The sequence below is a fragment of the bacterium genome, assembly GCA_026398675.1.
Lineage (GTDB): Bacteria > RBG-13-66-14 > RBG-13-66-14 > RBG-13-66-14 > RBG-13-66-14 > RBG-13-66-14.
On the sequence record JAPLSK010000307.1, the window covers coordinates 1 to 11,419 of the forward strand.

At 67.8% G+C, this 11,419-nt stretch carries 7 protein-coding genes and 1 tRNA gene; 4 read left to right on the forward strand and 4 right to left on the reverse strand.

Annotated elements, in window-relative coordinates; genetic code table 11:
• Window positions 1–1,101: Ig-like domain-containing protein (locus NTW26_09070; GenBank protein MCX7022405.1), on the forward strand; the 1,101-nt coding region annotated here is incomplete at its 5' end.
• A 146-nt stretch (window positions 1,102–1,247) separates the two neighbouring features.
• Window positions 1,248–2,267: an Ig-like domain-containing protein gene (locus NTW26_09075; GenBank protein ID MCX7022406.1), complete on the forward strand. Its 1,020-nt coding sequence runs from the start codon at window positions 1,248–1,250 to the stop codon at window positions 2,265–2,267.
• 48 nt (window positions 2,268–2,315) lie between these two features.
• On the opposite strand, the gene NTW26_09080 is transcribed toward NTW26_09075, so the two are convergent.
• Window positions 2,316–2,392: transfer RNA gene (locus NTW26_09080), tRNA-Met, on the reverse strand.
• A gap of 405 nt (window positions 2,393–2,797) precedes the next feature.
• Window positions 2,798–3,982, reverse strand: a complete 1,185-nt coding sequence (locus NTW26_09085; protein MCX7022407.1) for a glycosyltransferase — start codon at window positions 3,980–3,982, stop codon at window positions 2,798–2,800.
• 125 nt (window positions 3,983–4,107) lie between these two features.
• Between NTW26_09085 and NTW26_09090 the strand changes: the two genes are divergently transcribed.
• Window positions 4,108–5,031, forward strand: coding sequence for a polysaccharide deacetylase family protein (locus NTW26_09090; GenBank protein ID MCX7022408.1), 924 nt, complete (start codon window positions 4,108–4,110; stop codon window positions 5,029–5,031).
• Window positions 5,032–5,062: 31 nt separating this feature from the next.
• Here the strand turns inward: NTW26_09090 and NTW26_09095 are convergent, their stop codons facing one another.
• Window positions 5,063–7,003, reverse strand: a complete 1,941-nt coding sequence (locus tag NTW26_09095; GenBank protein MCX7022409.1) for a sulfatase — start codon at window positions 7,001–7,003, stop codon at window positions 5,063–5,065.
• Between the two features lie 418 nt (window positions 7,004–7,421).
• On the opposite strand from NTW26_09095, the gene NTW26_09100 reads away from it, so the two are divergent.
• On the forward strand, window positions 7,422–10,976 hold the full coding sequence (locus NTW26_09100; protein MCX7022410.1) for a protein kinase: 3,555 nt from the start codon (window positions 7,422–7,424) through the stop codon (window positions 10,974–10,976).
• A gap of 160 nt (window positions 10,977–11,136) precedes the next feature.
• Here NTW26_09100 and NTW26_09105 read toward each other — a convergent pair.
• On the reverse strand, window positions 11,137–11,419 hold a 283-nt coding region (locus NTW26_09105; GenBank protein MCX7022411.1), incomplete at its 5' end, for a hypothetical protein.

Genomic DNA, 11,419 nt, shown 5'->3' on the forward strand with positions numbered 1-11,419 from the left:
GGGGGGTATCCCGGCGCGGACCTCGACAGCACCTACCTGGGGTTCACCGATCCCGGCTCCTTCGAGTGGATTGACGCCGCCGTCGCCCTGTCCACCAGCACCTTCTACATCGCCTTCGAGCAGATCGGCGATTACCCGGACTGCGACTCGGTGGCCGTGGACGCCGAGGCGGGCTCGCACAACTGGACCGGCTATGGGGGAGACTGGTCCAAGACGACCCTCTTCGGCGATTTCATGCTCCGCTGCTACTGGGAGGACGGTACCGGCGGGGACTTCCTTCCGCCCGAGGTGACCGGCCTGAACCCCGCCGACGGTGCCGTGGACGTCCCCGTGGACACCACGATTATCTTCCACGTGGTGGATGACGTTTCCGGAGTGGACGTGGCGACCATCGAGCTCACCGCCCAGGACGCGTCCAGGGGGCCTCTCAAATTCAAGCTGGCCCTCAACGCCGGCGGTCCCTCCCCGACCGGCGTGATATCCGGCGACCTGCACGTTGACGACGCGGACCTCCTCGACGTAGTCTGCACCTTCACTCCCGACAGCGACCTCCCCTACGCCGACGCCATCACCTGCACCGTGGCCGCCGGCCTGGCCGATATACAGGGCAACGAAACCAGCCAGGACATCGTCTGGGATTTCACGACCGAGGACGAACCCGGCGAGGATTACCTCCCGCCCGAGGTGACCGGCCTGAACCCCGCCGACGGCGCCGAGGGCGTGCCCGTGGTAACGAAAATCATCTTCCGCGTCGTGGACGACATCTCCGGCGTGGACGTGGAGACCATCAAGTTCGCCGCCCAGGACACCTCGAAGAACGCCCACAATTTCGCCTTGGCCTTCAGCGTCGGCGGTCCCTCCCCGACCGGCGTCATCTCCGGGGTCCTGTACATTGACGACATAGACCCCCTCGACGTCCTCTGCAAATTCACCCCCGATTCGGACCTGCCCTACGCCGACACCATCACCTGCACCGTGGCCGCCGGGCTGGCCGACGCGCTGGGCAACGAAACCCTCCAGGACATCGTCTGGAGTTTCAGGACCGAGAACAAGCCGGGGGTGCAGAACTGCACCTGGGGCGAGATAAAGGCGCTGTACTAGAAGATTTCAAGCCGTAAGAGGGGCGCCTGCAAAACCGCTCCCATGAACGCATTTTGGAGGACACATCTTGCCGATATTCATTTTCTATGCTATATCTAGATGTAGCGTAGTCGAATAGATGCTCTTTCAACCACGGGAGGAGGATCATGCGAAAGGTGTTCCTTGCCATCGTCGTACTGGTCATGGGCGCCGCGGCCTATCCCCCGGCTCTGTCCACCACCGGACCGCCCATCAACGCCCACCCCGGCCCGCCGACGGAGTCAGAGTTCTACTGGGACGACGGCGTACTATCCAGCGGCTGGACGTGGTACAGCGGCGGCAACTACTGGGCGGTGGATTTCGACGACGAGAAGACCGGCGGAGTCGCCGACGGTCTGGTCACCGCCTACGGGGCCGTGACCTACCCGAACTGGCCCGACTCCACCTACCAGGGCTGCTACATGCACGTGTTCGGCGACGATGGGGGGTATCCCGGCGCGGACCTCGACAGCACCTACCTGGGGTTCACCGGGAGCGGCTCCTTCGAGTGGGTCGAGACCTCGGTTCTCCTAAGCACCAGCACCTTCTACATCGCCTTCGAACAGATCGGCGGTACCTCGCACTGTGACTCGGTGGGCGTGGACGCGGCGGCCGGCACGCACAACTGGACCGGCTATGGGGGCGCCTGGGGTAGCATCTCGATTTTCAGTGACTTCATGCTCCGCTGCTACTGGGATGACGAACCCGCCGGGGACTTCCACCCGCCCGAGGTGACCGGCATGGACCCCGATGACGGCGAGGTTGACGTGCACGTGGACACGACAATCGTCTTCCACGTCGTGGACGATGTTTCCGGGGTGGACGTGGCGACCATCGAGCTCACCGTGGAGGACACCTCACGGGGTCCCGTGCACGTCAATCTGTCCTACAACACCGACGGGCCTTCCCCGACCGGCGTGATATCGGGGGTCCTGTACATTGACGACACTGACCCCCTCGACGTCGTCTGCATCTTCATCCCCGATGACGACCTGCCCTACGCCGACGCCATCACCTGCACCGTGGCCGCCGGGCTGGCCGATATACAGGGCAACGAAACCAGCCAGGACTTCGTATGGGATTTCACGACCGAGGACGCCCCCGGGGTGCAAAACAGCACCTGGGGCGAGATCAAGGCGCTGTACTGACCCGCGGATCGCGTTGAAAAAGCATCCCTTACCGGGATGCTTTCCTTTTGGTGGCGGAGAAGGGACTCGAACCCTTGACTCCACGGATATGAGCCGTGTGCTCTAACCGTCTGAGCTACTCCGCCAAGCCAGTGGCTTGTGCCTGTCCCGCGGGGAACGGGTATTTTAGTTCTCTAATCGTCGCCGCGCGCTAATCCCATTAGACTAATTAACGTTTAAGAGCTTGAAGCTCGACACTGTTCCGCCTGTCCCCTCTCCCCTTTGGGGAGGAGCAGTCGCCCACGGGCTAGGGTGAGGGGCAAGCTTGAAGCTCGACACTGTCCCGCCTGTCCCCTTTCCCCTTTGGGGAGGAGCAGTCGCTCACGGGCTAGGGTGAGGGGCAAGCTTGAAGCTCGACACTGTTCCGCCTGTCCCCTTTCCCCTTTGGGGAGGAACAGTCGCCCACGGGCTAGGGTGAGGGGCAAGCTTGAAGCTCGACACCGCCCCGCAGCAGGCGGCATTATACCGCCAAGGGCGCCCCCAAGGCAACCCTAGTCGCCGCGCGGTTTCCAGGTGACCGCCCGGCGGCCGGTCCAATACTTGAGCACCCCGACCAGTTGCGCCGCGAAGAGGCTCACCATGAAGAAGGGGGCGCACAGGGCGCCGGGGAGCCGGTCGTGCCCGATCCAGCCCACCAGGGCCAGGAAGTAGAAGAGCGCCTGCCCCATCGCCAGCCAGAAATAAAAGCCCCCGGCGAGGGCCGCCGCGGCACCCGCTCCCAGCATGGCGAGCATGAAGAAGGGCGTCATCTCGCGCAGCTTTTTGCGCATGAAGAAGTGCAGGTTGTAGATGAAGTGGCGCCTCCACGGCAGGATGCGCGAGATGTGCCGGAAGACGCTCATCCGCAGGACGGACAGCCGTGCCTCGCGCTTGAACCCGCCCTCGATCTGCGACTGGGTGTACTCCCAGGCTCTCGCTTGGGAGTTGACCAGCGTCCGTTTCCCCTCGGCCCAGGCCGTCGCACCCAGGAGCGTGTCGGGCGAGACCTCGGGCGGCGAGGGGCGGTAGAGCTCCCGGCGGAGGGCCATGTGCCCGCCCTGGACGAAGAGGCAGGTGGCGACCATCCCCTCCCAGATTTTGAGCCGGTCCTCGTAGCGCCGTAGGAAGCTGTTGCCGTAGGCGGTGCCTGTCTCTTCGCCCTCGGGCGGCCGCTGGACCAGGTTGCCGCTCACGCACCCGACCTCGGGGTCGGCGAAGAACTCGGCGAAACGCTTGAGCGCGTCGGGCTCGAAGCGCACGTTGGCGTCGGAGTAGACGATTATCTCGCCCCGGCACGTCGGCGAGAGGGCGTTCATCACCTGGGTCTTGCCCCGGTTCTCGGCGAAGGCCTCTATCCTGAAGCGCGGGAATCCCGGCCTCGGCTCGACCATGCCCTTCTCCTCCAGGCAGGCGCGGGCGACCTCCACGGTGCCGTCGCCGGAGCCGTCGTCGGCGATGAGGACCTCGAGCTTCTCCGCCGGGTAATCCAGGGCGAGGATGTTTTCAATCTTCGCCCGGATGTTGCCCGCCTCGTTGTGGCAGGGGATGAAGACGGTGCAGGTGGGCCGGTAGTCCGGGTCGTCCTTGGGGAGGCGGCGGATGATTTTCGCGAGGACCGCCAGAAGGAGGGGGTAGGCGAAGTAGAGGAGCCCCATCACCCCGAAGGCCGTCCAGAAGATGATTATCACCGCCGTCATCGCCCTTCACTCCCTTTGGGGGAAAAGATTATAGCGGACCGGGGTCACGAGGTAAAGGGACCGCCGATTTGTACCGGGCCGCCCCGTGAAGCTATACTTGGGGCGCCCCCGAGCCCCGGCGGACGATGCCCCTCGCGCTCCTCACCCTTTTGATTCTCGCCGCCGCCGCGCCGGCCGCGGACGCTGTTGTTCCACTTACCGAGGCGCCCGACGAATCCGGGGGTATCCCCATCCTCATGTACCACCACGTCTCCGCCGCGCTGGACTCTATCTACAACGTGCCGCCGGCGGTTTTCTACAACCAGCTCCTCCAGCTCTACGAGGCGGGCTTCGTCTTGATCTCCCTACGGGACTACTACGAGGACACGTTCCGGGTCCCCGCCGGCCGCAAGCCGCTCATTCTCACCTTCGACGACGGCCACGCGGATAACTTCCGCCTCCTCCCGGACGGCTCGATAGACCCCGACTGCGCTGTGGGCGTCCTCGAGGCCTTCGGCCGGGAGCACCCCGACTTCGGGCGGACGGCGGTCTTCTTCCTGAACGCCGGCGTGTGGGTCGTCCCCTTCGGCGACGCGGCCACGGCGGGGGACAAGCTCCGGTGGCTCATGGAGAACGGCTACGAGGTCGGCAACCACACCGCGGACCACGTGAACCTGCGCCGCTGCGACCCTTACCAGGTGCGGCGGCAAATCGGCTTATGCCAGGCGGCGCTCTACGACCTGTGCCCCGAGCTCGTGGGGCGCGTCCGTTTATTCGCCTACCCCTACGGCCGGACGCCCAAGAACCCCGAGGGCATCAAGGCCGTCGAGGCCGGCCGCTTCGACGGGGTGGACTACTGGATGGACCTCGCGTTTGTGACCTGGGACAACCTGGCGCCCAGTCCCGCCGATTCGACCTTCCTTCAGCAGCGCCTCGCCATGCCCCGCATCGAAATGCACACGCGCGAGGGCGGCAACGGCCACACCCCGCGCTGGGTGGCGCACCACGGAAATCTCTACGTCTCCGACGGCGCGCCGGGCAGCCTCCCGCCGGCCGATACGGACGATTAGCCCCCCCCTTCTCACGCCGCAAATCCGCCCCCTACTGCAGATAGCCCAGGGCGCGCAGCTTCTCCAATTGGGCAGGGTCCACGGTCTCACCACCCTTTACCGCGCCGAGGCGCTCGGAGAGGGCTTCGTTCCCCGCATGCCACTCGTCCAGCAGAAGCTCCATCCGCTCCGCCAGCTCCCGGTGCCCGACCAGCGCGTTGGCGGGGTGGGCGGGGTAGTCCAGGTACAGCTCGCGGACGCCCGACGTCCGGTTGACGAAGAGCGCGATCCCCCCGCGGACCACGAAGTCGGAATCGAAGGACCGGCCTTGCTCGTTCAGGCAGCGCTGGGCGAAGACCGCCCGGTCCCGCGGAACGGGCTCGAAGAGGCTCCGGCCGTCACCCGGTTCCTTCTCACCCTCCAGGCCCAGGCCGGCGAGGACGGTGGGGAAAATGTCGCAGAGCGAGACCGGCTCGACGACCCGCCCTCCACCCTTCAGCCGAACGGGCCAGTAGACGACCAGCGGCACGTGGGTCAGCTCGTCCTGGAGGTTCACCCCCGAATGGGTCAGGGCGCCGTGCTCCATAAACTCCTCCCCGTGGTCGGCCAGGAAGATGAACGCGGTGTTCTCCCAGAGCCCCCGGTCGTCCGCGATGTCCAGCGCCCGCCCGAGCCACTCGTCCACCAGCCGCGCCTCGCCCTCGTAGAGCCGCTTCAGTTGGGCCAGGTCCTCCCCGGTCAGCTCGTCGGCGTGGTCGCGGAAGTCCAGACTCTGTGTCGCGTAGGGCCCCTCGTAGCCCGTCTTCGGGAGGAATCGCTCCGGCGGGCGGTAGGGCGCGTGGGGGTCGAAGAGGTGGATGTAGAGGAACGTACCGCCGGCGGGGTCGAGGGCGCGGAGCATATCGAGGGCGTCGCGGGGCCCCAGGGCGGCGGCGCCCTCGGGATCGAGGTCCGTCAGAAGCTGGTTCACTCCGAAGGCGATCTCGTTGTAGATGGAATCCTCGGTAGCCCCGAGGAAGCCCTGGCCGTAGAAGTTCTCGTCGTAGGAGAGGTATCGGTCGAACCCGCGGTCGAAGGCTCGGCCTACGCCCGCCCTGGGGGAAAGAAGCGGGTTGCCGATCATGGCCCAGGTGCGGTAGCCGGCGTCCGCCAGCCGCTCCGGCAGGTACGAAAGCCGGGGCAGGCAGGAAACGAAGGAGTCCATGCCGGTCACCTCGGGGGCCAGGCCGGTGAAAAGGGAGGTCACGGCGGGGATGGTCCAGCTCGAAGTCGAGAAGCACCGCTCGAAGGTCACCCCGCGCGCGGCCAGCCGCTCCAGGTTCGGCGTCGGCACCTCTCCCCCGTAGAGCGAGGTGACGTCGGCCCGCAGGGCGTCGGACAGGATGACCACCACGTTGGGGCCGGGCGGGACGGAATTCCCAGGGTCGTTGGGAACGAAGAGGCCCTGGAAGACGAAGGCGAAAAGAAACCACAGGAGGGCGGAGCCGGAGAGCACGTACCCGGCGATGCGGGAGACATTGTCTATGACGGCGCCGCCGACTCTCTCCGCTCGGAGGGCGGCCCAGACGAAGCCGACGCCCAGGAGGAGCTTCACCGCGTAACCCACGGCGAAGAGGTTGCGGGTGAATATTTCCGACGGGGGCCAGGGGAGCCCCAGAACGGCGAAGGCGGTGACCGCCACGGCGACGACGCCCACCGTCCTCCGGGGTCCAGAGTCCAGGCGGAGAAGCCCGGCGGCGAGCGTGCACAGGGCGCCGACTACGAGGCCCGCGACGAATCCCACGGCGGGGTGGAAGAAGAGCGCGGCCGAGAGGTTGCGCAGGACGCCCCAAAAACCGCCCACGACGGGCTCCCACCCGGGGGTGGAGCCGGTGGAGACCCAATTCGCGACGTAGAAGAACGCTACGTGAACGTAGGCGGCCAGGGCGCCGAGGAGCGCCAGCCGCAGGGTCTCCCGGAAAAAAACCCGGGGCTCTGTACCGGGCGTGGACATCGTGGGACGTAGGAGACAAGGGGTTTAAACCCCTTGCCCTTCAATTGGTTGTTATACCGGAGGCTCCCGCTCCCGCGCACCGGCCGGTAGTGACGGGAGGGGTATTCTCCCGCCGCCGGTAACGTGGACGGGCCCGGATGCGCATCGCAGCTTAAAAAAGATGATAGCAGAACGACCCGGGACCGGCAAGGACGACGCCCTCCCCCGCCTCCCGCCGCGCCGTTTCGCCGGGGCGTAGCTCGGTTCGCCGGGGGCGTAGCTCGCTTCGCTCGGTTCGCTCGGTTCCGGTCCGATTACCGGGCGCTTTGTCGCCGTTGGATGCTGAGGCAAGGGGTTTAAACCCCTTGTCTTCCGCGTGATTACTTGAATAAGACGGTTTTCTCTGCTAACTTTGTCCCGCCCCTCCACCCCCGGACCCATGACCGACCCGTCACCCTGGATCATCGCCCGACGTTACCAGGTCCGGCGCGAGCTCGGCCGGGGTGGGATGGGCCGCGTCTTCGAGGTCCTCGACCTCGTGGAGAACCGCCAGCCCCGGGCCCTCAAACTCCTGCGCGCCGACCAGGTCGCCGAGCAACCGCGCCCGGAGGGAAATATCCACCTGCTGGAGAGCCTGCGCGGCGAGTTCGCCGCCCTGGCCCACCTGCGCCACCCCAACCTCTGCCGGGTGTACGAGTTCGGGGTGGATGAAGGCGGCCGGGCGTTCTTCACCATGGAGCTCGTCGAGGGGACCGATCTTTTTGAAACGGGCGGCAGGCTCGCCCCGGACCGCATCTACGAGATAGCCGTCGGCGTCCTGCGCGCCCTGGACTACATCCACACCCGGGGGTACATCCACCACGATCTCAAGCCCGAGAACATCCTGCTTCGCCGGGGAGTCGAGGGGGCCGAGGGCGTGGTGCTCACCGATTTCGGCCTGGCGGACCAGGAGGATGACGAGGAGCCTGAGCTGCGCCGCACGGCGCCGGGGACGGTCAACTGCCTGGCGCCGGAAATCCTCTCGGGAGCCGCATACGACCACCGCGTGGACCTCTACGCTCTCGGGGTGAGCCTCTACTTCGCGGCCACCGGCGCCTACCCCTTCGACGCCGCCGACGGCCGGGAGGTCATCCGCCGCCACCTGACCCTTCCCCCGCGACCGCCCGGCGAGCTGAACCCCGACCTGCCGGAGCCGCTGGAGCACCTCATCCTGCGCTTGCTGGCGAAGAGGCCGGATAAGCGCTTCCGGGACGCGAACACGGTCATCCGGGCCATCAACGCCTGGGCCGGGCGGTCCTTCGAGTACCAGACGCCCTCCACCGCCGAGAGCTTCCTCCTGGCGCCCCGGATCGTCGGTCACGACGCCCTGTTCGAGGAGGTGCTCCGCGAGGTGACCGAGCCGCTGGGGGGGCTCGTCGTCATCCAGGGGGAGGCCGGGGCCGGCAAGAGCAGGCTCCTGCGCGAACTGCGCTACCGCTGCCAGTTGGCCGGCGCCGACGTCTGGTTCGTCGAGCTGGGCGCCTCGAGCGATCCCCTGGGCGAGCTCATCCGCCGTATCGCCCACTCGACCGTGGCGGGGCCGGAGCTCCGCCGGGAGGCCGGACCGGTGCTGGCGCGGTGCTGGCCGCCCCTGGCTGGGCTGTGGGGGGTAAAGCCCGCTCCCGCCCTGGGTCCGGACGGCGAGGTCGAGCGGCTCCTGCGGACGACCGCGGGCCTCTTGGACAACCTGGGCCGGGCCGTGGTCTTCGACGGCGACACGGAGGGCGCGCTGGAGACGGCGAGGAGGCTCGGGCAGCTCTGCCAGCGGGTACCGGTCATCGTCACCACCGAGGAGGATAACCCGCCGGGCAAGGTCTACCACCTCGCCCCCCTGGACGGGGCGCGGGTCGCGGAGCTCATCGAGTCCATGCTGGGCGAGACGCCGCCGCGCGGGCTGGCGTCCTTCGTCCACCGGACGGCCGGCGGCAACCCCCTGTTCATCGCCGATACCCTCCGTCAGCTCATGGACTCGGGAGAGCTCCGTCGGCGGCACGGATCATGGGAGGTGGACCTCCTCGGGGCCGAGGCGGCCGGCGTGCCCCGGGAGATACGGGGGCTCACCCTCCGGCGTCTGCGCGGGTTGAGTCCGGCGGCCAGGACGACCGCGGAGATACTGGCCCTGGCCGCATGGAAGCCGACCCTCGAGGAGCTGGGGGCCCTGGTGGACGACCCCGGCCAACTAGCCGGTGCGCTTCGCGAGCTGGGCTCGAAGGGCCTGCTGCAGATGCGTTCGGGGAATCGCCCCGCCCTCGTGACCACCTCGCTGGCCCGGACGCTGCGCGATAACTGCGACCGCGCCACGATGCTGCACGACCGCCTCGCCGATTTCCTGGAGTCCGGGAACCGGATGTATGCCCCACACGGCTACCACCGGCTCTACGGCAGCGACCGGGGGAAGGCGGTGCGGGGGGGTCTGGAGTACGTCAACCGTCTGGTGGAGCTGGGCGGCTTCACCGAGGCCCGGGGGGCGTTGGCCTATATACGCACCGTCGCCCGGGGCGCCGACCTGGTGCGGGTGGAGCTGTTGGCGTCGAAAGTCCACCGCCGTCTGGGGGAGACCGGTCGGGCGGCGGCTGCGGCTTTCCACGCCCTCGAGGGGAGCCGGGGACGGGAGCGGGGCGAGGCGTACCTCGAGCTGGGCCGGGCCACGGCGCACCAGGGGCGGTACGAGCAGGCTCTGGGGTACTTCGATGCGGCGCTCATCTGTACCGACGATTCCCTGTTCACCCTGGGCACCGGCGCCGAGCGGGTAAAGGTCCTCCTCGAACTGGGGCGGTTCGACGAGGCCCTGGAACTCGGCGGGGCGCTCACGAAGCGGGCGGGGAGCCTCGAATACCCCGAGAGCTGGTTCGTCCGCGAGGTCCACGCCAGAGCCCTTTTCCTCGCCGGGAGGCTGGCCGATGCGGATCACGCCTACCGGGCTCTCTACCGTCAGGCCCTTGGCGCGGGGGACTTCCCCGGACTTTGGAGCGCCGGGCGTGGGCGGGGGCTGACTCAGCTTTCCCTCGACCGCAACCGTCGCGGGCTGGCGCTGCTGCGCAACTCCTGCTGGCTGGCGCTCCAGCGCGCCGACGCCCTCAACACCGTCCTCGCCGTCGTGCCCTTGGCGGTGGGGTATCTGGTGAATCTGCGGCCCCGCCGGGCAATAGCGGCGCTGAAACTTGGCCGCGACGAGATAGAGCACCGGCCTCTCCCCCCGTTGCAGGTCGAGCTCTACACCGGTCTCGCCAACGCTTACCGCTACCGGGGGGACCTGGGTCGCGCCGCCCACTACGCGGGTAGGGCCGTAGAGCTCGCCGAGGAATTCGAGTCGGTCCGCCTGCGCTGGTCGGCCCTCTTCACCCGGGGGATGGTCCGGCTCGAGCTGGGGGACTGGATCGGGGTGGAGGGGACGCTCGACCGTCTGAAGGACGCCCCGGAGCACCTCGGCGCCCTGCTCGGGGGGCGTCTCGCCTGGGAGCGAGGGGATTTCGGCACGGCGCGGTCCGAGCTCTTGAAGGCCCTGGGCGGGTCACCGCTGCCGGTGGCGCTGCCCGAATGGGACACGGCCAGGGGGTACCTGGCCCGGGTGGAGATGGAGGCGGGCAACCTGGGTCCCGCCGAGGAGCTTCTGGAACCGGTGGACGAGGGTACGCCGACGGACCTGGGTCAGCTCGAGGGGCGTCTCGCCCTGGTCGAGTTCTACCTGATCCAGAACGAGACGGATTACGCGGTGCAGCTCCTCCGAGGCGCCGTGAGGGCCAGCGGCCGGGGCGGTCTCGTGGACCAGTTGCGCCGCGGTCTGCACCTGGCCGCTCGGCTGGCGGAGCGACAGGGCGACGCCGACTCCCGCTCCAGGCTGCTCAGGGAGGCCCGGCGGCTGTTGCGCTGGATGGTGCACCGTCTCCCGCGGGGTGCGCGTGACGGCTTCCTCGCCCGCCAAGAACCGGCCGGCCTGCGGGCGGAGGAGCCCTGACGGTCGGCCACGGTCGGAGGAGGTTCCGCCGCGCGAATAGGGCCCCGAGGGGCCCTTTCCTGATGGAGCCCAAGCGGCCGTCACCGACGAGCCGGCACTTCCGCTTTGGATTACAGAAAAAGGGCCCCGGAGGGCCCTTTCCTGTCGGTGTCTCGGTTTGCTAGTACAGGGCCTTGACGGCGCCCCAGGAGGTCTCCTGGACGCCAGGAGTATCATCCCAGTAGCAGCGGAGCAAGAAGTCGCCGAAGAGGGTGGTCGGGGTCCATGAGCCCTGGTAGCCGGTCCAGTTGTGCGTCCCGGCCACCGCGTCCACGCCTATCGAGTCGGCGGACGGGTAGTTCCCGAGCTGCTGGAAGGCGATGTAGAAGACGGCGTCGGTCACGCTCACGGGCGGATCGGCGTCGATCCACTGGAAGACGCCGCCCGCGGTGAACTGCAGGAAC

Coding starts and splice junctions, on each gene's coding strand:
- NTW26_09075 (MCX7022406.1), top strand. CDS start 1,248: ATGCGAAAGGTGTTCCTTGCCATCGTCGTACTGGTCATGGGCGCCGCG.
- NTW26_09085 (MCX7022407.1), bottom strand. CDS start 3,982: ATGACGGCGGTGATAATCATCTTCTGGACGGCCTTCGGGGTGATGGGG.
- NTW26_09090 (MCX7022408.1), top strand. CDS start 4,108: ATGCCCCTCGCGCTCCTCACCCTTTTGATTCTCGCCGCCGCCGCGCCG.
- NTW26_09095 (MCX7022409.1), bottom strand. CDS start 7,003: ATGTCCACGCCCGGTACAGAGCCCCGGGTTTTTTTCCGGGAGACCCTG.
- NTW26_09100 (MCX7022410.1), top strand. CDS start 7,422: ATGACCGACCCGTCACCCTGGATCATCGCCCGACGTTACCAGGTCCGG.